This is a genomic window from Rubrilithobacter danxiaensis (assembly GCF_047272945.1).
Lineage (GTDB): Bacteria > Bacteroidota > Bacteroidia > Sphingobacteriales > Sphingobacteriaceae > Rubrolithibacter > Rubrolithibacter danxiaensis.
The window spans coordinates 336,376-360,620 of the sequence record NZ_JBKOPS010000002.1 but is presented as its reverse complement, the minus strand read 5'-3'; the positions used below and the strand labels follow the sequence as shown (position 1 = coordinate 360,620).

Here is a 24,245-nt window from a genome sequence, read left to right as displayed (position 1 = left end):
CTCTCAATTCTTTGATTTACTTTATCAGATCGTACAGTTCATCCAGTTTTGGAGATAATACAATTTCAATTCTCCGGTTACGGCTCCTTGCCTCCGGTGTATTAGCTTCTTCGAGAGGCTGATACTGGCCTTTTCCGGTTGCTGTTATCCGGTCATTCTCTATTTTCTGAACATCAGTAAGGAAACGAACAACTGAAGTAGCCCTAAGTACGCTTAAATCCCAGTTATCCTTTATCTGGCCAAGGTTAACTACCCGTTGGTTATCCGTATGCCCTTCTACCGAAATATTTATTTCAGGTTGTGTTTTTAAAACTTTTGCCAGTTCGGTCAAAGCCTGCTTCCCTTTTTCATCTATCACAATGCTTCCGGTACTAAAAAGCAGCTTATCTGTTAAGGAAACATATACTTTCCCATTTCTTCTTTCAACAGAAAGTCCGCTTTGCTGAAAACCTAACAATGCCTTTTGAAGCTTTTCCTTTAGCGCATTGCTTGCCGCATCCCGTTTTCTCAAAATATCTTCAACTTCTTTCAGTCGGGCTTCTCGCTTTTTCAAATCATCTGCAAGTTTTTTTATTTCTGATGAACTGTTCGCCCTCAGACTGGCATAATTAGTGCCCAGTCCTTCCACTTTTGATTGTAATCCGGCAATTTGATTATGCAGATCGGCAGTGTCTGATTTTAATTTCTCTAATTCATCTTCCAGGCTTTCGATCTTCACTTTTGCCACACCCCAGCCCGAAGACACTGAATCTCTTTCGGCAAGTAAATTATTATATTCTTTAATGGAAAGAATCCTGCAACTGCTTATAAACAGGACAAAAAGTACTGATAAAACTGAAAGGTTAATTCTTTTCATCCTGCAATATTAAGAAATAGCGTTACGTAAAAAAACCATTAGAGGATATAATTTTTCCAATGTATCCACTATGTTATCAACCACATCTTTTTTCTGCAGCTCTTCATCGGTAATTGAGCGGCTGGCGACAAAACATTTTAGCTTCAGGTATTCTATCATTTCATGGTCTGCCGGATAACCCTTAGGCATGGTTTTCAATTTTTGTTCGGGATCAAAGTCACCAAAATATTTCTTAAAATCTCCCGACTCAATAATGTCTTTAAAATCTGAACTGTTATAATCTATTTCCTGGCGGATTGCTTTGAGTTGCTCACTTTCCGGATACCAGGAACCTCCTGCAATAAAAGACTTTCCCGGCTCAATCTGTATGTAATAACCCGGCCCGTTAAAGTTCTTTCCTCTCGGAGAAATTCCAATACCGAAATTTGTTTTATAAGGGGTTTTATCCGTACTGAAACGAATATCACGATAAATACGCATAACACATGTATCCGGATTCAGGTCTGCGGGTATCTGATTATCTGTCTCAGAAAGCTTCTGAATTATTTGCGCAGTAAGCTCAAGCAAATTCTCCCGGGACCTGATATATTGATCCTTATGGCTGGCAAACCATTCGCGATTATTATTTTCAGATACGTCTTTTAAAAATTGAAGAGTAGATGGCTGTACCATGAAATTAAACTTTGGGTAGCCAAAGTACTAATTATACCAGGAATAAGAAAGTGTACAGTTGAACCTGTTAATTCAGGTTAATTTTTTCGTCTTTCATATCAATCAGCACATTTTTTTTGCGGTATTTCCTGTACCAGATAAAACCAACTCCGGCAACGGCGAGGTAAGGAGCCGCCAGGAGATATAAAATCCCTTTGTTTAATCCCTTTCCCTGTGTATTGCCATTTTGTACAGAGTTTTCTGCATTTAAGGTACACATGGCACATTGAGCAGAGGCTTCAAAAGATGCTAAACTTATAAAAAAGAAGAAAAATAATACGAATAGTGTTCTTATCTTTTTCATACTGCTAATTTACGTACTATAATGGTTAAAACGAATAATATGGTGCAATCATCAGGTAAACCAGCACACCTGTTACAGTAACATACAACCATATTGGAAAGCTCCAGCGTACTAGCCTGCGATGTTTTTCTACCTGAAGCTTTAATCCGCTATTAAAACTTAATAATACTAACGGTAAAACAATTGCAGCAAGTATAATGTGTGTAATTAAAATGAAATAATAAACTATTTTAATGATTCCTGTTCCTCCATAGGTTGTACGTATCCCGGTGGAGTGAAAAATAATATATGAAACAAGAAAAAGTGAAGACAAAATAAAAGCAGCAATATTAAGCTTTTTATGTGTATTGATGTTCTTTCTCTTTATTTGGTATAACGATATTAGTAGCAAGATGGAACAGGTTCCGTTTATAATAGAATTAATTTTTGGAAGTTCGAAAACCCAAGCTGGTATCGCATTTTTATCTGGGAACAAAGTAAAAACTTTGGCTTGAAGGATCGCAATCAGCAAGAACACCAAAACTGAAATTCCTGTAACAATCCTAAATATTAATTTATCACTCATGCTGATTCTTTAACGGTTTTTTACTTTCCTTAATTCTTCTGCTATCAAAACCTTAACCTCATCAATCAACTTATCCACCTGCTCCTTGTCTGTAGAATTATAAAATCCACGAATTCTTTTTTGAGTATCCACAAGAATAAAAAGCGGGCTATGTATAATATTATGTTCCTGAGTTGTATCAACCACCGCATCTACAAGAAAATCCTTATGCGCAAGCTTAAAAATTTCTTCTTTGCCTCCTGTAAGAAATTGCCACTTAGGGGGTTTTGCTCCGAACTTTTCTGAATATTTGTTCAGTATTTCTGCTGTATCATAACTGGGATCAACACTAATAGAAAAGAACTGAAGGAATGGATTCTTCTTAAAATTATCAACCACCCTGGCCAATTCTTTATTCATATTATCACAGAAACTCGGGCAACGCGTATAAAAAAAATTTACTACGGTTATTTTTGAACTGTCAGTTTTGAATTTAACAGAATCGCCAAACTGATTCAGCAGTTGAAAGTTACTTATTTTATGATAAAGAGTATCGGGTATTTGCTTACCCCGAACAGTATGAAAGGTAGAAGCAACTTGCTTGGGACCGAAAAAGGATAGTGGCCTGTATCTGTTTTTGCCTTTTTCCTGCAGCAAATAATATAAAAATCCTGGTACTGCAAGAATGGTTACCAGGATTACTAATTTTTTCAGAGAAAATTTATTGTTCATTAATTCATATGCACATGCAGGTAAGAACCTTCTGTAAGCAGTAATACGATGAAATATACAATGAAGACTAATGAAACAATGATACCTGTTTTAAATGCTACTTTCTCAAATTTAAGGTGCATAAAATAAGCAACAATATAAAATGCCTTAACCAGGGTTAAAACGATGTAAATAAAGTTACCTATACCGTGACTTAAAATCTCACGTGGTATAAGATATAAAGCAATAAAGAACTCCAGTGCTGTTATACCTAACAGGTAAAAAAATACCCGCCATATTTTACCTTTTGACATTGATGCATGTTCTTCTGCATGCTCATGTGTATGCTCTAAAGCCATATATTTTTATTGAAAGATTAAACCAAATAGAAAAATGTAAATACAAATACCCACACAAGATCAACAAAGTGCCAGTACAAACCAACTTTCTCAACCATTAAATAACTCCCCCTTTTCTGAAAAGTTCCACTTAAAGTCATACAAAGGATAATGATATTAATAACTACCCCGCTGAATACGTGAAATCCATGAAAACCGGTAATTGTAAAGAAAAGATTGGCAAACTGCTGCGCTCCTATTGTATCTACACCCTTATAAAATTCTGGGATACTTCCCCACCAATAACCTTCGTGATGCAAGTGAGTCCACTCTGCTGCCTGACATCCTAAGAAGGTAAGCCCACCAACTATCGTCCAGATCATCCAATTGACTACTTCCTTTTTAGAACCGCGGTGCCCTGCTTCAACAGCAAGTACCATGGTTACCGAACTCATAATAAGTATAAAGGTCATTATACCAACAAATACGAGCGGTGCTCCATGATCGGTTATTCCGGGTATGGATTGAAACACTTCATCAGGATCAGGCCAGCTCACTCTGCTGAAACGCTGCGCCCCGTAGTAAATCAAAAAAGAGGAAAATGTAAATGCATCTGAAATAAGAAAAAACCACATCATGATTTTACCATATTCAATAGAAAATGGTGATCTTCCACCATCCCATGGGCCGGTTTTTACCTCGTCTAGTTGTGATACAGTAGTAGTACTCATTTAAATAAATTTATTTTAATTTATTGGTTCAAAAGTAAGAAAACATATAGATAAATCCATAGTATATCTATAAAATGCCAAAATATCGAAGTTACTTCCAGTCGAAACAAATTCATCACCTGCGGTATGTTTCTAACTTTTCCTATCAGGGCATTTATAAGCATTAATATCCCGGCAAAAATGTGTACCAGGTGCATTCCGGTAAATACATAAATAAAGGACTGTGATGCATTCGTATTAACAAAATATACGCCCTCTGCTATCAGTATTTTCCATGCAAACAACTGAATAATAAAAAATGTAATTCCCAGTAATATAGTAAGTACCAGAAAAAGCTTTTGCCTGTCAAACTGTAATCGCTTAGCAGAACGGTATGCAAAATGCAAAGTTATACTACTGGCAATGATGGCCGCAGTACTGTACGTAAAGGCTTGTGGAAGAATTACTTTTATTCCACGAGACGGATCGCCGGCGGTATAAACAATGTAACCACTGGTAAGGCCGGCAAAAAGAATAAATGATGAAACGATGAACAGCCACATCAAAAACTTTTTTGCCCGCAAATTCAACTTATCCTGTTCTAAAGGGCTTTGTGCCATAACTAACATATTATTTAGCAATAAAATCAAACAATAAAACTAACTGCACCAATGGCAGGTAAAAAAAAGATCCGAACATTACTTTCCGTGCAGAAACAATATCTAAATTTCTATAAAGTTTCCATGCCTGCCAGCAAAATACAACACCGGCTATAAGGGAAACTACCCCGATAATATAACCTCCAAAACCCATAATAGTTGGAAGAAGGCTTACCGGCACCAGTATAATGGTTGAAGCGAGCGTAAAAAGAGCACTTATTCTATCTCTTTTAGTAGTTGGCAGCAATCGAAACCCTGCTTTTTTATAATCATCATCCAGCACCCAGGCAATACCCCAAAAATGCGGAAACTGCCATACAAATTGGATAAGAAATAAAATAATCGGTATCCAGGAAATTCTTGGTTCGTTAAATGCGGCAAAGTATCCGATTAACGGAGGAAGAGCACCCGGAAAAGCGCCAACAAATACAGCAATGGGAGATTTTCTTTTTAATGGCGTATAAAGAATTGCATATAAGAAAATAGAAAAAACTGAAAGTACACCGGTTAAAAAATTGAGGCGTACCAGTATCAGTGTTCCGAGAATTCCCATAAGGATGCTGAGCACTAATGCCTGGCCGGTTGTCATTCTACCGGAAGGAATCGGCCTGTCGCTGGTTCTTTGCATCAGCTTATCCAAATCCTTTTCAATTATTTCATTAAAGCCGTTCGCCGATCCTGTAACCAGAAAACCCCCAATAGTTAAAATAAGCCAGTTGATCCAGTTAATTTCTCCCTGCTCTCTGCTGCCAATTAAAAAAGAAACCGACGCTGAAAAAACTACCAGGAAGGTAAGACGTAATTTGACAAGCTTTTTAAAATCTGATATAAAATCTTTCACTCTTCTACCTCAATATCTGTTTTTATAAAGTTTATTTCTTCCCAGCAGCAACAACAAATAAAATTCTGACCCAAATAACAAACTGGCCAACAAAATATGTAATGCCTGGGCTACAGGAGGTAATGATAAATAGGATAAAATAATTCCGGTAATTATTTGTACTGCCAGAGTTACTATTACATAAATTATATACTTGTATTGAAGCCCGTTTATAGGATACCGGCTGCGAATAAAGAAAAATAATACAATGTTACCCAATACCACCAGCATAGCCAGATCACGATGCACATTAAATGTAAAACCTACTTCTGATAACCATTCTGAGCGTACTGGATTTACCGAAGAAACCATATCGATAAGTTCTCTTACTTCTGTACCCAGAATTATTTGTATAACCGTAATTATCAATACCAATACGGCAAAAATTTTAATAAGCCCCGCAGATTTGCTTGGCAAAATGTTTCGGGCCCGCAAAATCTTCGCATTAAAATACGTATAGATTGCTATCGCCAGAATGAGCAGTGCAAGGAGCATATGCACTGTAACCAGCCATGCCAGCAGATTTGTGGATACAACAATAGAGCCCAACCAACCTTGAAATCCAACTAAAAGTACGTTCAAAAAACTCAGGAAAAAGATTCGTTTACTCGACTTCAAATAAGTTAGAGAGAAACAGGCTGTTAGAATAATTAAAAATCCTGTAATAACACCAATAACGCGGTTTACATACTCTGTCCAGGTTTTTGTTGCGTTAAATTCTTCCGGTTTAAGAATACTCTTATCATTCCTTATCTCTGATGCAAGTTTCCCGAAACCAAGTACATCCAGGCTTTTTGCAAAACGTTGATTTTTTTCAACCCGCTTCTGCACATACTTATCCTGATAATCTTTGGGAAGCTGTGAAGCATGTGTAGGCGGAACTACCTGATCAAAACACCGTGGCCAATCGGGACATCCCATTCCTGCTCCCGAGCTTCTTACTACACCACCCGCTAAAATCAAGACATAAAGAGATAGAATAGTCAAAAAATTTATAACCAGGAATCTCCTTTCGCTTGATGGGAACATTTCTTACCTTATATAAAAAATTAGGGTATCTGGTAGAAAGCCTTACTTCTCAGATACCCTATTCTATATTCAATTTAAAATCTAAAACTTACATAGTAAGGGTGTATGTACTTCTACACCTCCTGCTTTTTGGCAGTCTCTTTATTTATCCATTCCTGCTGTATGCGTTCCGCCTCAGGATTTCCTTCAAAATCGTGCGGCAAGTTAGAACTCATCGTTTCAGAGAAAGGAGTAGTTTGCAAAATAAAATCTTCTGAATGACCTGGCTTACTGTAATCATAAGGCCAGCGGTAAACTGTAGGGATTTCACCCGGCCAGTTACCATGGATATGTTTCACAGGAGTTGTCCACTCTAATGAATTGGCCTGCCAAGGATTTTGTGTAGCTTTTTTACCATAGAAAATTGAGTAAAAGAAGTTCCACAAGAAAGCTATCTGCGCTAAACCCGCAACAATTGCAGACCAGGAAATAAATTTGTTGACGGTAAGCCATTCTTTCATAAATTCAAATTCTGTAAAGGCATAATACCGTCGGGGCACACCGTCGATACCCATAAAGTGCATTGGGAAAAATACAAGATAAGCACACACAAAGGTGATCCAGAAATGCAGATAACCCAGTTTCTCATCCATCATTCTTCCAAACATTTTAGGAAACCAGTGATAAACTCCGGCAAGCATTCCGAAAATAGCTGCAGAACCCATAACCAAATGGAAGTGCGCCACAACGAAATACGTATCGTGAAGATTAATATCCAGGGAAGCATTACCAAGGAAGATACCTGTTAAACCACCAGATATAAAGAAAGATACTAAACCAATTGCGAACATCATAGCTGGTGTAAAGCGTATATTACCGCGCCACAACGTAGCAAGATAATTAAACGTTTTAACGGCAGAAGGCACGGCAATGATTAGGGTAGTGATCATAAATACCCCACCTAAAAATGGATTCATCCCTGTTACAAACATGTGGTGTCCCCATACAATCATTGAAAGCACAACAATTCCGATAAGGGAATATACCATCGCATGGTAACCGAAAATTGGTTTCCTTGCATTTGTAGAAATTACTTCAGAAGTAATACCAAATGCCGGCATAATGATGATGTACACTTCCGGGTGACCAAGGAACCAGAATAAATGCTGGAAAAGAACCGGACTACCACCTTGATTTGGCAATACCTGGCCTTGAATTACAATATCAGACAGATAAAAGCTGGTACCAAAACTTCTGTCGAAAATCAGCAATACTACTGCTGCTACGAGAACAGGGAAAGAAAGTACTCCTAAAATAGCCGTTAAGAAGAATGCCCAAACAGTTAAAGGCATCTTCCACATATCCATACCCTTTGTACGCATGTTCAGTACGGTACTGATATAATTCAGAGAACCCATTAAAGAAGATGCAATAAACAAAGTCATACTTACCAGCCACAGTGTCATTCCTGTTCCAGAGCCAGGTATTGCTTTCGGCAAGGCCGACAAAGGTGGATAAATAGTCCAACCGGCACTGGCAGGTCCGCTCTGCACAAAGAATGATGAAATCATTACTACAGAGGCAAGGAAAAAGAACCAGTATGACAACATGTTAACAAAAGGTGACGCCATATCGCGAGCACCGATCTGATAAGGAATTAAAAGATTACTAAATGTACCGCTAAGTCCTGCTGTAAGTACGAAAAATACCATGATCGTACCGTGTATAGTAACTAACGCAAGGAAAAAGTCAGGTCGTATTCTGCCTCCTTCTGCAAACTTTCCTAAAAAAGTTTCCAACAACGGAAATGTTTTATCGGGCCAGCCAAGCTGAATACGGAATAATATGGATAGAAACATTCCTATAAATGCCATAATTATCCCGGTAATCAGAAACTGCTTAGCTATCATTTTATGATCCTGGCTAAATATATATTTAGTCAGAAAAGTTTCGTGATGATGCGCATGTCCATCATGACTGTCGTGTGCATGATGATCCGTATCATATTGAATTGCTGTACTTGCCATAATCGCCGCTATCTTATTTTATTTATTTAAAGCCAAATTTTTAATAGATGAATTATCTTTATCCGCCATCTGAAGTTCTTTCTTTACATCATCGTTGAAGAAGAATTGTTGTTTTGCAAGCCACTCCTGATATTCCTGTTCGCTCACAACCGTTACTTTCATTTGCATATTATAATGGCCGGCACCGCAAATTTTATTGCACAACAGTACGTAATCAAACGTCTCATTATTCCTCTTTTCTCTCATCTCTGCAGTAGTATATTGCGGAGTAAACTGAAAATACGTTGGCATACCAGGTACTGCATTCATCTGAACACGCATAGTTGGAATATAAAAACTATGAAGGATATCTTTTGAACCGATGGTTACACGAACCGGACGATTTACAGGTATTACAATTTCTCCACCCAGCTTGTCATCCCAGCTTTTACGATCTTTAAAATCAATACCCATTGAGTTTGTAGGAGTGATAAGCTTGTAATTTCTTAATCCAAGTTGATTATCCGCACCAGCGTATCGAACATTCCATTTAAACTGTTCGCCAATCACTTCAATGCTTATCGCTCTTTTTTGTTCATTTTCCGGAACGTTGGTAATGCTTCTCCATGTAAAGAAACCTAGTAACACCAATACAGTAAGTGCAACCGCGGGTATAATGGTCCATAATCTTTCTATTGCGTTATTGTGCGGATAGAAATATGCCTTCCTTTTATTTGATCCCCTGTATTTAAACGAAAATCCGAATAATAGTATATGCGTTAGTACAAAAACAATGGTTGTAATAAGGAGCGTAACATTAAACATAAGGTCGATCCGTTCACCATGTTTAGATCCTGCGTTACTATCAGCTACATATCCCCAGTGGCTGTAAGTCCAGTATGTACCGTACATAGAAATTATCAGTATTACAGCAAAAAGAACACTCTGAATCTGATTCCAGTTTACAGTGCTTTTCTTACCCTGAATTTCTTTTGTCAGCTCATAAACCTTTAATACTTTACCTATAACCCCAATAAAAATACAAAGCAAAATGAAAAGCAGTACATAATATGCTGCAGATTTATATACTTCTGCAGTAACATTTTGCAATGCTTCTGTATTGGCTTGCGAGGCAGCATCATTTTCAGTACCGGGCGTTACCTGAGCAAAAGCATTAGCTGTTGCCATTAAAACAGTAAAAACAACCAGAGCCAATAATGAATAAACCGTTTTTAAATTTTTGAAAACCATTTTTTTATCTACTAACAGTATTTGATTCGAATAATTAGATTTGATGATGCAAGCTTTCTTCCAGGAATGGATGGTTTACAGGAACTAATGGCTTTTTGCTTAGAGCGTTCAACATCAGGAACGAAAACAATCCGGCAAACCCAAAAGCTGTACCTATTTCAATAATACCAAAACCTCTGTGTTCAGCTACTGTTCCTGGCATAATCATTATATAATAATCAAGCCAATGACCGCATATTAAAAGGATACAAACAAACATCAGCATATCCGTTTTACGTTTATTATCTCTTGACATCAGAATAAGAACCGGTGCTACAAAGTTAATAAGGATATTAAGCCAAAACCAGAATTTATATTCGGGCTCCCAGCGCTTATAAAAATAAACTGACTCTTCTGGGATATTGGCATACCATGTCAACAGGAACTGGGCGAACCATACATAGGTCCAGAAAATAGAGAATGCAAAAATGAACTTACCAAGATCGTGTAAATGGTTGTCATTGATCCAGCTCATGTAACCTGCTTTCTTTAAAAGAATAATTGTTAAGGTGATGACACATAATCCGCTAACCCACATAGCCGCAAAATTATACCAGCCAAACATAGTTGAAAACCAGTGAGCTTCCAGTGACATGATGGTATCAAAAGCCCATATAGGTGTTGTAAACCCAAAGATCACCAAAAATATAGCAGATAGCTTAAAGCTTCTTTTGTAACTGTTCAAGCCACCGGCTAAATCTTCATTGGCAGAAATACGTGCAAGCAGAACAGCAAAAATGCTGTATATTCCTAGAAAGATTATTTCACGTCCCATGAAAAATGGAACATTCAGAAAACCTGCTTTACCGGCAATAAGAGCATCGTATTCGGGACTTGACGGATCTGTGATCCCTTCGTGATTCCAGTGATGATATAAGTTATGTGTAGCTAAACCAGCGCCGCAAATAATAATAAGTATTATAGAAGCAATTGGCAATATCTTTGCAAATGCCTGCGGAACCCGAAGCAAAGCAGCAGACCAGCCTGCCTGTGAAACGAATTGAACTGCAAGGAAAAAAGCACCTGCTGCACACACGCTTGTAAAATAATATCCCATTAGGAGGAGATTAGCAAAAGTACGCTCTGCATGACCGGTAAAGAATCCAAAAGCGATAGCGACAATGCCAATTAATATTCCAATTAAACTCCAGGTTTTTGCTTTACCTGCAAATTCAAATTGTTCGTTGAAGTTATGAGTATGATTGTGACTTCCCATTTTTTTATTACCTGTTAACTACTGTAGTTGTTGCAATTGATGAACGTACATTACAATTTTCCATCTCTCGTTTGGATCCAGCTGAGAACGGTGAGGTCCCATCAAATTCAAACCGTATGTAATGGTATGGAAAATACGGCCGTCGTTTAAATCTTTCATAGCTCCGCCACGAGAAGAACTTCCTGTTGAATAGGAAGGAGGTGCCGGGAACTTTTCATTTTTTATAATCTGACCATCACCTTTACCTTCGGCACCATGGCAATGAGAGCACATGTGTAAGTACAATAATTTACCATCCTGCAAATTTGCATTAGTAGCCGGAAGTGGGTTTTTCAGATTTGTTTCTGCAGCTATAAGGCCTTCAGGTGTGTTGGGGTATTCCGATGACACCGCATCAAATCCTACAGGCACAGTTCCTGCCGGTGGAAGCTGAGCTGTTTGCCCATTCTTAAAATTCTTATTTGGCTGGTCGTAGTTGTATGCAATAGGATCGTACATATTTCTTGCATACTCCAACCCAGGACTGCGTTTATCACTGCAGGAGGATATAACCGAAGCACATGCTACAGTTAAAAAAACAGCGCCTAATATCCTAAGCTTATTCATAACTAACATATTTTCTATCGTTGTGCAGTATTTCTACAGCACCGGCTTCATTTAATAAATTATTAATTTTGTCCGTATCCGGATTGGATTGAGCATCAATTGCAATTACGAAACGATCATTAGTAGCTCTGAAATCCATTACCCGCGGCGCACGTCCCGGAAATAAATGATTAGCAAAGAAATAAGTAAAGCACATTCCGTATGATGCAAACAATACCGTCATCTCAAACATGATCGGAATAAAATCGGGCATTGCAAAAGCTGGCTTACCACCTATGTTCATCGGCCAGTCTGCTACTAAACAATAATACAATAAGGAAAAAGCGCAGCATGTACCAGTTATACCGAAACAGAAAGCAGCAATAGGCAAACGTGATCGTTTATACCCTAACTTGGCTTCTATCCCGTGAATAGGCATCGGAGTAAACACATCGTATATGCTGATATTGTTCTCCTGCAACTTATCTATCCCGTGCATCATTACATCAGGATCTTCAAAATGACCTAAAATATATTTTGTATTGCTCATTGTTAAATTTTTGCGTATTCAGGTTCTGAAACACTATCGTATTTTGTTAATGATTCGCGGTAAAATTCTGCCTGCTCAGGTTTTACTTTGCCGTCACGAATAAGTTTTTGCTTGGTTTGATCACTTGAAGTTTTCAATAAAAGTTTCACTTCAGCAATCGCGATACCTGGAAGTACCCGAAGGAAAAGCAGGAATAAGGTAAAGAACAAGCCAATTGATCCGACAAATACAAGCACGTCAACAATAGAAGGATAAAACATTACCCAGCTTGATGGCAGGAAATCACGGTGCAAAGAAGTAACGATAATAACAAAGCGCTCGAACCACATTCCGATGTTTACCACGATAGATAATACCCATGAGGCAGGAATGCTGGTACGTATTTTCTTAAACCAGAATAATTGAGGAGAAATTACGTTACAGGTCATCATACTCCAGTATGCCCACCAGTATGGCCCGCTGATCCGGTTCAGGAAAGCATACTGTTCATATTCAACACCGGAGTACCAGGCAATGAATAACTCGGTCAGATAGGCTACACCCACAATAGAACCAGTAACAATAATAATTTTGTTCATTGATTCTATATGGAACATGGTGATATAATTCTCCCAGTTCATTACTTTTCTGGCAACAAGCAATAAGGTTTGTACCATTGCGAAACCAGAGAAAATAGCTCCGGCAACGAAGTATGGAGGGAAAATGGTAGTGTGCCATCCTGGTTCCAAAGAGGTAGCAAAGTCCATAGATACAATGGTGTGAACCGAAAGTACCAGTGGAGTAGCAAGACCAGCTAAGATCAACGATACTGCTTCAAATCGCTGCCATGTTTTTACTGATCCGTTCCATCCGAAAGACATTACAGAGTAGATACGGCGACGTAAACCACTTGCACGATCACGAACTGTTGAAATATCAGGCAATAAACCGATATACCAGAAAATTAATGATACCGAAAAATAAGTAGAGATCGCAAATACGTCCCACACTAACGGAGAGTTAAAGTTTACCCATAAAGACCCGAACTGGTTAGGCAAAGGCAAAGGCCAGTAAGCAAGCCAGGGACGGCCCATGTGAGAAACCACATATGTTGCCGCACAAATTACCGCAAATATGGTCATCGCTTCCGCAGAACGGTTAATCGAGTTTCTCCAGTTCTGACGGAACAATAAAAGTACCGCAGAGATTAGCGTTCCGGCGTGACCAATACCAACCCACCATACGAAACCGGTAATATCCCATGCCCATCCTACTGTTTTATTTAATCCCCAGGCACCAATACCTGTCCAGAAAGTATAACTAACGGCGCATACCCAAACTAATGCAAAGATGGCAGCAACAGTAAATCCTATCCACCAGGCTTTGTTGGGTTTATTTTCAACAGGAGACAGAATATCAGCAGTTATTTTAGAATACGTAATATTCTCACCTGTAATTAAGGGCTCCCTGATTATTGATTCATTATGAGACATATATCTTTAAATTTCTATTTATGAAATTATTAAGCTTCTACTGTGTTTCTAACTTTTGTCTGGTATCCGATTCCAGGCTGCGTATTTAATTCCTGCAATACATAATACGTGCGCTCGTTACCTAACGCTTTTCTTACTTCTGAATTAGGATCATTAAAATCACCGAATATAATCGCATCTCCCGGACAAGTTTGCTGACAGGCTGTTTGAACTTCCAGATCCCTTAACGGACGTTTTTCCATTTTAGCCTGTAGTTTACCAGCCTGAATACGCTGAACACATAGCGTACATTTCTCCATAACACCACGTGATCGTGTGGTGACATCCGGATTAAGTACTAACTGTGTAAACTCGTTATTTAAATAGTTATCGAAACGGGAATCGTTCCAGTAGTTAAACCAGTTAAAACGGCGAACTTTATACGGACAGTTGTTTGCGCAATAACGAGTACCAACGCAACGGTTATAAGCCATCATGTTTAAACCGTCTGAAGAGTGTACCGTTGCTAATACCGGACAAACAGTTTCGCATGGGGCATGGTCGCAATGCTGGCACAGCATCGGTTGGTTAATAACCGATACATCCTCCATATCTTCCAGATGTTCGATCTCACGCTCTTCAGTTACGCCTTTACCACCTTCATTAAATGTATAATAACGGTCGATACGTAACCAATGCATTTCACGACGACGGCGAACTTCATCGCGTCCTACAACAGGAACATTATTTTCAACATTACAAGCTACGATGCAGGCGCCACATCCGGTACAGGCATTCAAATCGATTGCCATAACCCAGCTGTGCCCCGGCTGGCTGTGTTCAGGCCATAAATCGTATGTTTTATGTCCTTCTTCAGCCTTACCTGTTCCTGCAAACGGATTTTTTTGGTATTCTTTGAAAGTAGTTTCCCGAATTATGTTTCTTCCCTCGTAAGAGTGGTGAGTTTGAGTTTGAGCAAGTTCGTATTTACCACCTGCTTTTTCTATTGTTACAGCAGTTGCAGTTTGATAGGTTCCGTTTACGTAAGGCATAAACGGATAAGCATTTTTGCCCACTCCGCTGCCTGCTTTACCTGCTTTTGCACGACCATAACCTACAGCTACAGATACCGTTCCCATTGCCTGTCCCGGCTGGTACAGCACGGGAAGTTCAACAGAAAAATCTCCCTGAGCTGACTTCACTGTAACTAAATCAAACTCTTCAACACCTAACTTTTGGGCATATTTAGGGTTCATAGCTACATAATTGTCCCAGGTTACTTTTGAAACCGGATCGGGCAATTCCTGAAGCCATGCATTATTTGCATATTTTCCATCACGTAATGCTACAGACTGATACAGATGAAGTTCTGCAGCATTTTCGCCTGACTTACTGATGGCATTGCCTGCATTAATTGCTGTTTGGGCAACTGCATTCAAGTCAAGACTTAAAGTATAGGTTCCTGCAGGTTTGCTTACTGCAACCACAGAACCTGTTTGCAATAACTCTTTCCAGCTTTTTCCGGCTATTGGAAGTATATTCTTCTCCCAGTTATTACGTACGTACTGATAATAATCTCTTACCGGTGCGTTTAACCAGTTTAAAAATCCTTCTTCAACAGCACGGCCGTTGTAAACAGGATTAATTGCAGGCTGAACCAAGGTGTAATATCCGGCAGTCGCCTGATGATCAGACCATGTTTCCAAATAATGAAGAGACGGAGCAATTACATTACATAAAGCCGCGGTTTCATCCTGACGATCTGCAAATGAAACTTTAAGAGGAACTTTATTTATGACAGAAGCAAAGTCTTTAGCATTTACAGAATCATAAGCCGGATTGCTGTTTATAAAGAACACAGCACCAACATCACCTCTTTTTACCTCATTAACAAAATCAACAAAAGCGGCATCATTACCTGCATATTGATAAGATGGATTATCAAGATCAATTGTAGTTCCGTAGCTGCCAATTAAAGAATTTATTGCGTTTACAAGGGTTTGAACAGAAACATCGTTCGAGCCAGAAACTACTAATGCCTTGCCTTTTGCAGCAATCAATTCCTTTGCGGCCAAAGCAATTGCCTTTTCTGCCTTTGCATTGGAGAGTTTCTTTGAAGCTGTCAAAGTTCCGCCAAGAGCATTGTACAGGCTGATTAAAGCCAGTCCCTCTTCTGAAGGTTTTAGCGTAATTCTTGCATCAGCATTGGTACCTGTTAGTGTCATTCCTGCTTCAAACTGAATATGACGGGACATTTTGCCATTTTTCAATGACTTCATCCCTCTGTTTGAAACATATTGACGATTAAATTCCAGAGGAGAGATCCATGTTCCAAGGAAATCTGCTCCAAAACTTACAATTACATCGGCACGATCAAAATAGTAGTGAGGAAGTACTGCCTTTCCAAAACTATTTTCGTTTGCTCTGATAATACCCGTATAGGATACCGCATCTGTTTGAATATGACGGGTATTTGGATATTGTGCAGTAAAATCGGCTATTACAGCAAGTGTTGAGGGGCTGTTTATTGTAGATGAAACAATCCGGATACCTTTTCCTGCTGCCTGAACTTTATTAAGTTCTCCTTTAATGTAAGAATCAACAGCTGACCATGAAGCTGATTGATTATTAATCATCGGACCTTTTAATTTAGATACATCATAAAGATCTAAAATAGAAGCTTGCCCGATCGCATCTAAGCGTCCTTTGGCTAATATACAATTGGGGTTTCCTTCAATTTTAATAGGCCGGCCTTCACGTGTTTTTACAAGTACACTGTAACCATTAAAGCTCGAAGCGTAGTAATTAGCAACGCCCGGAGTAACTTCTTCCGGTTTAATAAGATAAGGAATAGATTTAGCAACAGGTGCCCGCTGGCAAGCAGCCAATGTAACAGCACCCAAACCAAAACCTAAAGCTTTTAAAAAATCACGACGAGGAGCAACTGTACTTAAACCGGCGTCGTTCAGAACTTCTTCAATAGGAAGTGATTCTGCAAATTCATTTTTATTACTTTCAACAAATTCAGGAGTACTTTTCAGTTCTTCCAAACCTTTCCAGTATTTTTTATTGCTTTCCATTTAAGCTATATAACTGTATGAGTAAGATCTTATACTAATTTATTAATAATGACATTTAGCACACTCTGTAGCGCCAAGTACTGCAGCTGTAACTTTCTCACCTTTTTTAATTTTATCGTGAGCAGCAATAAGTTTGTCGTAGTATGCGTTTCCTTTGTACTTCACTTCTGTTTCACGGTGGCAATTGATACACCATTTCATGGTTAAAGGAGCATATTGGTATACTTCAGACATAGTTTCAACAGGGCCGTGACATTTCTGGCATTTTATACCATTTACTTTTACGTGTACGGAGTGAGGGAAAAAAGCAAGATCCGGTAAGTTATGCACTCTAATCCATTGAATGGGCTTTTTATTGGGGCCGTATTCTTTTGTATCCGGATTATAATCAAGCGCTTTATAAATCTTCATAATTTCCGGAGAAGTCTGCCCGTTGTATTTTTCACTTGCGGTAACATAATCGTGGCAGTTCATACAAATATTAAGGGAAGGTATAGTAGCGTTCTTTGATTTGTAAGCTCCGCTGTGGCAATACTGGCAGTCAATTTTATTTACTCCGGCGTGTACGTCATGCGGAAATTTTATAGGCTGAACCGGCTGATAACCCTGATGCACTCCGGTATCCCACATCTGCTTCCATCCCGCTGATCCTAAAAAGATCACTAAGAGCAATACCACAAAGAAGATAAATTTCTTATTTTTCAATAAGTTACGGTAGCGTGCCGCTTTCGCTTCGGAAGAAGTCTCTTCAGTTTCAGTTTCCTCAATTACAACTCCTTGTTTCTGAAGCAATAATCTCTCTAAGGTAGAAATCACCCTGTTTAAAACCAGGATAACCAGCAGAGCAACAATTACTACCACAATTAAACCGCCGAGCATAAAGTTGCTAACTTCGCCGGAATCGCCGCCTTTGCCTTGTGCTCCCCCAGCTGCACCTCCTGCTGCCTCAGCAGGTTTTGTTGATTCCTGCTTTATGTAGGCAAGAATACTTTTAACGTTATCATCTGTTAGCTCTGGAAAAGGAGGCATTGCAACCTTACCGTACTCATTAAAAATTTTTACGGCTTCCGCATCACCCGATGCAACAAGGGCCTGTGAATTTTTAATCCATTTCAAAAGCCAGGCTTCTTCTTTCGATTCTGTAATACCTTTAAGCGCCGGCCCTACTACTTTTCTATCTAAAGCATGGCAAGCCGTACACTTTTGTTTAAATAAGGCGCCTCCTTCTGCAGCATCCTGCGCATAAGAAGAAGAAGAACCAAGACCCAGAATTGAAATTAAGAGTAAAAACTTCGCAACACTTTTAAAAAACAATGAGATGTTTCTCATATTGAGTATTTATACTTAAATTTTTGAATTTTATATTGCCAAAAGAAGCTAAAATGATCCAGCTCACATTTCGGTGCACAAAAGTATAATTAATTCAGCTATGGATGACAGTTGAATGACTGTTATTCCTAATTTATAATTATTCTAAATAAGTTAAAATATGCCTCTAAATAATACTAAGAGCAGTTTTACAAAAAAACTGCTCTTAGTATTACAGATAACCGTTTGTATTTAATTAATATTTTTTTTATTGTTTTAAAACCCAGGCAAAAATCAGTGGAGCAACAATTGTAGCATCAGATTCTACAATAAACTTCGGAGTATGAATATCCAGCTTTCCCCAGGTTATCTTTTCGTTTGGAACCGCCCCAGAATAGGAACCGTAAGAGGTAGTAGAATCCGAAATCTGGCAGAAATAACTCCAGAAAGGAATTTCGTGCATTTCAAGATCCTGATACAACATAGGCACTACGCAAATCGGAAAATCGCCGGCTATGCCGCCGCCTATCTGGAAAAAACCGATGCCTTTTCCGCTGCTGTTGCTCCGGTACCAGTCTGCGAGCCAGCCCATATATTCAATACCGCTTTTCATTGTACTCGCTTTCAGCTCGCCCTTTATAACATACGATGCAAAAATATTTCCCATTGTACTATCTTCCCAACCCGGAACAATAATCGGCAAGTTTTTTTCTGCTGCTGCAATCATCCAGCTGTTCTCGAGCGGAATTTCGTAATGTTCTTTCATTGCTTCACTTAGCAGAAGCTTGTACATATATTCATGAGGGAAATATCGTTCGCCTTTATCTTCGGCCTCCTTCCAAATTTTATGAATGTGCTTTTGTATCCTTCTGAAAGCTTCTTCCTCCGGTATACAGGTATCTGTAACACGATTAAATCCGTTTTCAAGAAGATCCCATTCTTCCTGGGGGCTCAGGTCACGGTAGTTAGGAACCCGTTTGTAATGCGTATGTGCAACAAGGTTCATAATATCCTCTTCAAGATTTGCTCCCGTACAGGATATAATGGATACTTTATCCTGGCGGATCATCTCTGCAAGGGAGATGCCTAACTCGGCAGTACTCATAGCACCCGCCAACGTGATCATCATTTTTCCGCCCTCTTCGAGGTGCATTTCGTAGCCTTTTGCAGCATCCATTAAAGCAGCTGCATTAAAATGCCGGTAATTATGCTCAATAAACCTTGATATTGGTCCTCTTTCTGTATTCATAATATAGTATTTAAGATTGCAAAAGTACGTATTTATAAATTTTCAGGTGTGGATTTCTCTAATTGCATAAAGTGCGCTGCAACGGTGTGTAGTTTGCAACAAAAACAATGCTATATTCGCAAACATGAAAATTAATGCTCGTTTCGTATTGGCTTCTGTCCTTATTTTATGTTCAACTATTTTCACAGGATATTCTCAAAGCAGGATATTAAAAAAGCTAATGTCTAACGAGCCTGACACCACCCGTTCACCAAGTTTCTTACCGCTGCCTGCTATTGCCTATTCAAAAGTCACAGGCCTGGAATTGGGATTAGCAGGCTTATATTCTTTTTATTCAGACAGAAAAGACACATTAACCAGAAGCAGTAATTTTACAGGACTAGCCACTTTTACAACAAAGAAGCAAGCTAACTTTTCACTGAAAGCAGATATTTGGTCGCCGAAAAATATTTACCATTATACAGGTGAGATCCGCTACCGGAATTTTCCGTTTAAATTTTACGGCATAGGAGATAAAACAATAGAAGCAGATGAAGATAACATCACTCAAAACCTTTTCCGTCTAACAAGTGAACTTGAAAAACTATTACTGAAAAACTACTATGGCGGCGTAAACGTAAGTTTCGAGAATTATAGTTTTAAAGACAGGGAAACCGGAGGAATTTATACAACTAATCCGTTTATATTAGACAAAGATGGCGGAAAGGTTCTGTTTTTTGGCCTTTCACAAATATTCGATTCCAGAAATACCAATACATATACTACCAAAGGGCTTTACCTGAAGCTTAACTATTCTTACGCCCCCGATTTCTTTAAAGATGAAAACTTTACCGGGAGCCTGATAAAAGCAGATGCAAGATCATTTAACAGCTTAAGTAAAAAAACAGTACTGGGTTTTAATGCAGTATATCAGTCGTTAAGAGGTGAAAGTGCTCCCTTTTATTTACTACCGCAATTCGGATCAGACCTGATTATGCGAGGCTATTATACAGGCAGATACAGGAATGAGAATTTACTTGCACTTCAAACTGAATTCCGCTACCGGTTTATTCCACGTTTAGGAGCAGCAGCATTTTTTGGAATGGGAACAAGTTACAGCAAAAATTCTTTCAAATTAGGTGATTTAAAACCGAGCTATGGTGGCGGACTTCGCTACTTTTTTGATGTAGAACGTGGCATGAACGTACGTTTTGATTATGCATTAGGCGAAAAAAGATCCGGAGAAGGAAGGCAAAGCAGTTTCTATATTTCATTCGGAGAGGCTTTTTAAACCTCTTTTTATCAATCAGTATTTTGGTAATAGTTGTTTATAAAAATGGTTCTGTAAAATCAATTTAAAAGTTAAATTTTATAAATTTGATTATGCCAATTGCATTAACACAAGATTCAATTTTAGAAACACTACATGAGCATCAGCACAAACTGAAATCTTTTGGAGTGTTAGAAATTGGTTTATTTGGCTCTTATGCTAAAAAAACGCAACGGAAGGAAAGTGATATTGATTTATTAGTAGATATTGATAAATCCAAAAAAACATTCCGGAATTTTATGGCTTTGGCATATTACCTCGAAGATCTCTTTAAGTGCAGGGTAGATTTGATCACAAAGCAATCTTTAAGTCCGTATATTGGCCCGTACATATTAAAATCTGTAAAATATGCCGCTCTCTGAAATTGAGTTCTTAAGGCATATTCTTAATGAATGTATATACTTAACAAAAGAATATAAAGAAAATACATTTGAAGATTTTATTACAAATGAGCGCTTGTCAAAAGCTATTTGCAGAAGCTTAGAAATTATTGGAGAAGCAAGCAGTAAAGTAAATCCAGATTTAAAGCAAAAATATCCTTTGATATTCTGGAGAGAAATGAGTGATATCAGAAATAGAATTATTCATAACTATTTCGGAATAGACTATGATATTATCTGGGATACAGTTAAAACAGATATTCCGTTATTAAAGGAAGGCATTGAATTAATTATAAAAGAACAAGAAGAAAATTCTTAAAATTTTATCCGAAAATGCTCTTTCGCCTGGCCCTGTTTAAAAAATACTATACCGATCCAGAACAAATCAATACTTACCGTTACAGCCGCGTCTGCCTTTATTTCTTCCCAGGCTTCCTGCATGCCTTTACTCCAATAAATATCATCAAATATCATAACTGATCTTTCATTCATTTTAGGAAGCAGCATGTTAAAATAATTTAAAGTTGCCTCTTTACGATGGTTGCCATCAATAAACACAAAATCAATAGAATCCTCATCAGAAATAACCACCGGAAGAACCTTGTCGAAATTACCTACTATGATATTTACATTTGTAATTCCTAAGGTTTTCAAATTTTCTTTTGCAATAGCTGCCGTTTCGGGGCATCCCTCAATTGAAATAATCCTTCCTTCGGTTACTGCTTCTGCAAAGTAAGCGGTTGTTATACCCAGGCAAGTGCCCAGTTCCACAATATTTGAAGGCTGTAATTCGTTTGCTAATCTGTAAAGTAACTGTGCCAACCGTGCAGGTTTTAAGGCAGCTTTTGCTAAAGTCTTTACTAGTTTTTGTTTATTATTGTTTACATGAGAGCCGGCACCAAGGTCGGTTATGGTTATCGTTCTTTCGTCTTTTAAAAGGTCAGATCGTAAAAGCTCTATTTTTTCAAAAATCTTTCGGGGCTTAACATCGTATATTACTTCATCAACTAATTTATAAACAAACGGGGAATGAATACCATGACGGGTTTTTGATTTTAAGCGATGACGAATAAAAGCTTTTACTAATGATATATTTAGCATGCCGCAAAAATATAGAAACCAGTTATTTGAAAAGAATGTTAAATTGGTGTATTAAAGATGAATTTTAAAGAAATAGAGTCTCTTATTAAGTTACTTGACGATCCGGATACGGAAATAGCCCAGCATGTTGAATACAAACTTTTAACATATGGAAGTGATGTTGTAGAATATCTTGAAAACGTATGGGAACATTCGTTAGATGCCGTTTTACAGGAACGGATTGAAAACCTTGTCCATAAAATTCAATTCAATAATGTAAAACACGAGCTCGAATTATGGCATCTGGGTGGCTCTTTCGATCTTTTGCAGGGCGTACTTATTATAAATAAATACCAGTTCCCTGATTTAGATGAGCAAAAGATCATTAACCAGATCGAAGATATAAAACGGGATATCTGGCTCCAGATGCTCTATGACATGAGCCCGGTAGAAAAAGTAAAACTGATTAACCATGTCTTTTACACCCTCTACGGGTTTTCTGGCAATACAAAAAATCATCAGGATCCGCAAAACTCGTATCTTAACCAGGTACTGGAAAGTAAACGGGGGAACCAGATTTCACTGGCGATTATTTACTCAATTGTTGCACAAAAGCTTGATATTCCCGTATTTGGCGTAAACCTGCCACAGCATTTTATACTTGCATATATTGACGACACTCCTGAAGCTGATTATGACAACCAGGTTTTGTTCTATATCAATGCCTTTAACAAGGGTTTTATTTTTGGCAAAAGGGATGTTGATTCGTTTTTAAAACAACTTTCACTGCAACCTGAAAAACAATTTTATGAACCCTGCACTAATGAAGAGATTGTAAAACGTATTTTACGAAACCTGATTTCGGCTTATACCAATCTGGGGGCAATGGAAAAAGTCAGAGAACTGGAAGAATTATTAACAATCCTTCCTTAAAGATTAAAATTCCATTAAATACGCTTTAAGAAAGTCATTTAGTTCTCCGTCTAATACTGCCTGGGCATTAGAAGTTTCATAATTCGTTCGCAGATCTTTAACCAGTTTGTACGGATGGAGGACATAATTTCTGATCTGTGATCCCCATTCTATTTTCTTTTTACTTCCCTCAATGGCTGCCGTAGTTTCCATACGTTTTCGCAGTTCGGCTTCATATAACTGCGATTTCAACAAACGGATTGCATTTTCCTTATTTTGCAACTGCGATCTGGATTCCTGGTTCTTAATTATAATTCCCGAAGGTTTATGGTATAAACGAACGGCGGTTTCTACTTTATTTACATTCTGTCCGCCAGCCCCGCCCGAACGGAAAGTTTCAAACTCAATATCAGCGGGGTTTACTTCAATTTCAATGGTATCATCAATTAAAGGATAAACATATACCGAAGCGAAAGACGTATGGCGTTTTGCATTGGCATCAAATGGAGAGATTCTCACCAAACGATGAACCCCGTTTTCGCCTTTCAGGTATCCGTAAGCAAAATCACCTTCAAACTGGATAGTTACAGATTTTATACCTGCAACCTCTCCCTCCTGCGAATCCTGCTCGGTAACCTTATAGCCATTTTTCTCACCCCACATAATGTACATCCGCATAAGCATATACGCCCAATCGCAGCTTTCTGTACCGCCTGCACCTGCAGTAATTTGCATTACCGCGTTCAGCTGGTCCTCTTCAGAACTTAGCATATTCTTAAATTCCAATTCCTCCACTTTTGCGGTTGCAATATCAAACTGATCTTTAAGTTCTGTAGCTGTAGCATCGCCAGACTGAAAAAAATCTAGCATTACAGAAGCATCCTCTACCGCTGCTTCTACTGCAACGATGCCTTCTGTCCATACTTTTTTATTTTTTATGGAATGAAGAACTTTTTCAGCTTCTTTGGGGTTATCCCAGAAGGTGGGAGTGAGTGTTAATTCTTCCTCTATATGTAATTCATCAAGCTTCTTGTCGATGTCAAAGATGCCTCCTCAGGGACTTTACTCTGTCCCTTAAATCCTGCAATTGTTCTTTTGTCATACGGCA

Annotated in this window: 25 protein-coding genes; 4 read left to right on the top strand and 21 right to left on the bottom strand. The window is 38.4% G+C overall.

The genetic code is table 11. The annotated features are described in order from the left end of the window. Nucleotides 1–16: 16 nt before the first annotated feature. The 19 genes from ACLCDL_RS03700 to ACLCDL_RS03610 all read right to left on the bottom strand — a co-directional run bounded on the left by ACLCDL_RS03700 (nt 17) and on the right by ACLCDL_RS03610 (nt 19,456). Nucleotides 17–856: an OmpA family protein gene (locus tag ACLCDL_RS03700; protein ID WP_423146881.1), complete on the bottom strand. Its 840-nt coding sequence runs from the start codon at nt 854–856 to the stop codon at nt 17–19. A 9-nt stretch (nt 857–865) separates the two neighbouring features. After that, nucleotides 866–1,528 carry a DUF2461 domain-containing protein gene (locus ACLCDL_RS03695; protein WP_423146879.1) on the bottom strand — a complete coding sequence of 221 codons (663 nt, stop codon included), beginning with the start codon at nt 1,526–1,528 and terminating at the stop codon, nt 866–868. 67 nt (nt 1,529–1,595) lie between these two features. Continuing rightward, nucleotides 1,596–1,871: a hypothetical protein gene (locus tag ACLCDL_RS03690; RefSeq protein WP_423146877.1), complete on the bottom strand. Its 276-nt coding sequence runs from the start codon at nt 1,869–1,871 to the stop codon at nt 1,596–1,598. A 25-nt stretch (nt 1,872–1,896) separates the two neighbouring features. Further along, nucleotides 1,897–2,436, bottom strand: coding sequence for a DUF420 domain-containing protein (locus tag ACLCDL_RS03685; protein WP_423146875.1), 540 nt, complete (start codon nt 2,434–2,436; stop codon nt 1,897–1,899). Between the two features lie 9 nt (nt 2,437–2,445). Then, nucleotides 2,446–3,147, bottom strand: coding sequence for an SCO family protein (locus ACLCDL_RS03680; RefSeq protein WP_423146873.1), 702 nt, complete (start codon nt 3,145–3,147; stop codon nt 2,446–2,448). After that, a complete protein-coding gene (locus ACLCDL_RS03675) occupies nt 3,147–3,485 on the bottom strand; it encodes a cytochrome C oxidase subunit IV family protein (RefSeq protein WP_423146871.1) in 339 nt (112 codons plus the stop codon). The genes ACLCDL_RS03680 and ACLCDL_RS03675 overlap by 1 nt, the downstream gene beginning before the upstream one ends. Nucleotides 3,486–3,502: 17 nt before the next feature. Then, nucleotides 3,503–4,195, bottom strand: coding sequence for a cytochrome c oxidase subunit 3 (locus ACLCDL_RS03670; RefSeq protein ID WP_423146869.1), 693 nt, complete (start codon nt 4,193–4,195; stop codon nt 3,503–3,505). Between the two features lie 20 nt (nt 4,196–4,215). Further along, the gene (locus tag ACLCDL_RS03665; RefSeq protein ID WP_423146867.1) at nt 4,216–4,794 is read right to left on the bottom strand and encodes a cytochrome c oxidase subunit 3; all 579 of its coding nucleotides are present in this window, start codon (nt 4,792–4,794) and stop codon (nt 4,216–4,218) included. Between the two features lie 10 nt (nt 4,795–4,804). Continuing rightward, nucleotides 4,805–5,674 (bottom strand): heme o synthase, encoded by an 870-nt coding sequence (gene cyoE / locus ACLCDL_RS03660; protein WP_423146865.1) that lies wholly within the window; start codon nt 5,672–5,674, stop codon nt 4,805–4,807. A 9-nt stretch (nt 5,675–5,683) separates the two neighbouring features. Next, on the bottom strand, nt 5,684–6,700 hold the full coding sequence (locus ACLCDL_RS03655; RefSeq protein ID WP_423146863.1) for a COX15/CtaA family protein: 1,017 nt from the start codon (nt 6,698–6,700) through the stop codon (nt 5,684–5,686). A 155-nt stretch (nt 6,701–6,855) separates the two neighbouring features. Next, nucleotides 6,856–8,748: a cytochrome c oxidase subunit I gene (locus ACLCDL_RS03650; RefSeq protein ID WP_423146861.1), complete on the bottom strand. Its 1,893-nt coding sequence runs from the start codon at nt 8,746–8,748 to the stop codon at nt 6,856–6,858. An 18-nt stretch (nt 8,749–8,766) separates the two neighbouring features. Beyond that, nucleotides 8,767–9,978, bottom strand: coding sequence for a cytochrome c oxidase subunit II (locus tag ACLCDL_RS03645; RefSeq protein WP_423146859.1), 1,212 nt, complete (start codon nt 9,976–9,978; stop codon nt 8,767–8,769). 34 nt (nt 9,979–10,012) lie between these two features. Beyond that, nucleotides 10,013–11,233, bottom strand: a complete 1,221-nt coding sequence (locus ACLCDL_RS03640) for a quinol:cytochrome C oxidoreductase (protein WP_423146857.1) — start codon at nt 11,231–11,233, stop codon at nt 10,013–10,015. An 18-nt stretch (nt 11,234–11,251) separates the two neighbouring features. Then, a complete protein-coding gene (locus ACLCDL_RS03635; RefSeq protein ID WP_423146855.1) occupies nt 11,252–11,839 on the bottom strand; it encodes a c-type cytochrome in 588 nt (195 codons plus the stop codon). Then, nucleotides 11,832–12,368, bottom strand: coding sequence for a DUF3341 domain-containing protein (locus tag ACLCDL_RS03630; protein ID WP_423146853.1), 537 nt, complete (start codon nt 12,366–12,368; stop codon nt 11,832–11,834). Before ACLCDL_RS03630 ends, ACLCDL_RS03635 begins: the two co-directional genes overlap by 8 nt. 2 nt (nt 12,369–12,370) lie before the next feature. After that, nucleotides 12,371–13,840, bottom strand: a complete 1,470-nt coding sequence (gene nrfD, locus ACLCDL_RS03625) for an NrfD/PsrC family molybdoenzyme membrane anchor subunit (RefSeq protein WP_423146851.1) — start codon at nt 13,838–13,840, stop codon at nt 12,371–12,373. A 29-nt stretch (nt 13,841–13,869) separates the two neighbouring features. Beyond that, nucleotides 13,870–16,899 (bottom strand): TAT-variant-translocated molybdopterin oxidoreductase, encoded by a 3,030-nt coding sequence (locus ACLCDL_RS03620; RefSeq protein ID WP_423146849.1) that lies wholly within the window; start codon nt 16,897–16,899, stop codon nt 13,870–13,872. A 42-nt stretch (nt 16,900–16,941) separates the two neighbouring features. Continuing rightward, on the bottom strand, nt 16,942–18,228 hold the full coding sequence (locus tag ACLCDL_RS03615) for a cytochrome c3 family protein (protein WP_423146847.1): 1,287 nt from the start codon (nt 18,226–18,228) through the stop codon (nt 16,942–16,944). A gap of 247 nt (nt 18,229–18,475) precedes the next feature. After that, a complete protein-coding gene (locus ACLCDL_RS03610) occupies nt 18,476–19,456 on the bottom strand; it encodes a deoxyhypusine synthase family protein (RefSeq protein WP_423146845.1) in 981 nt (326 codons plus the stop codon). Between the two features lie 124 nt (nt 19,457–19,580). On the opposite strand from ACLCDL_RS03610, the gene ACLCDL_RS03605 reads away from it, so the two are divergent. From ACLCDL_RS03605 to ACLCDL_RS03595, 3 genes are all read left to right on the top strand, one after another. After that, nucleotides 19,581–20,726: a BamA/TamA family outer membrane protein gene (locus ACLCDL_RS03605; protein ID WP_423146843.1), complete on the top strand. Its 1,146-nt coding sequence runs from the start codon at nt 19,581–19,583 to the stop codon at nt 20,724–20,726. A 92-nt stretch (nt 20,727–20,818) separates the two neighbouring features. Next, nucleotides 20,819–21,127 carry a nucleotidyltransferase family protein gene (locus ACLCDL_RS03600; RefSeq protein ID WP_423146841.1) on the top strand — a complete coding sequence of 103 codons (309 nt, stop codon included), beginning with the start codon at nt 20,819–20,821 and terminating at the stop codon, nt 21,125–21,127. Beyond that, nucleotides 21,114–21,464: a HepT-like ribonuclease domain-containing protein gene (locus ACLCDL_RS03595; RefSeq protein ID WP_423146839.1), complete on the top strand. Its 351-nt coding sequence runs from the start codon at nt 21,114–21,116 to the stop codon at nt 21,462–21,464. Before ACLCDL_RS03600 ends, ACLCDL_RS03595 begins: the two co-directional genes overlap by 14 nt. Here ACLCDL_RS03595 and ACLCDL_RS03590 read toward each other — a convergent pair. Beyond that, a complete protein-coding gene (locus tag ACLCDL_RS03590) occupies nt 21,461–22,246 on the bottom strand; it encodes an O-methyltransferase (protein WP_423146837.1) in 786 nt (261 codons plus the stop codon). The two genes, ACLCDL_RS03595 and ACLCDL_RS03590, sit on opposite strands and share 4 nt — an antisense overlap. Before the next feature lie 57 nt (nt 22,247–22,303). Here ACLCDL_RS03590 and ACLCDL_RS03585 point away from each other — a divergent pair, with 57 nt between their 5' ends. Next, nucleotides 22,304–23,158 carry a transglutaminase-like domain-containing protein gene (locus ACLCDL_RS03585; protein ID WP_423146835.1) on the top strand — a complete coding sequence of 285 codons (855 nt, stop codon included), beginning with the start codon at nt 22,304–22,306 and terminating at the stop codon, nt 23,156–23,158. Between the two features lie 3 nt (nt 23,159–23,161). Here ACLCDL_RS03585 and prfB read toward each other — a convergent pair. Continuing rightward, nucleotides 23,162–24,239 (bottom strand): peptide chain release factor 2 gene (gene prfB, locus ACLCDL_RS03580; RefSeq protein WP_423146833.1). Its coding sequence is split into 2 segments (ribosomal slippage): nt 23,162–24,178 and nt 24,180–24,239, totalling 1,077 coding nucleotides; the frame shifts between segments, so codons are not numbered across the junction. Nucleotides 24,240–24,245: the final 6 nt, after the last annotated feature.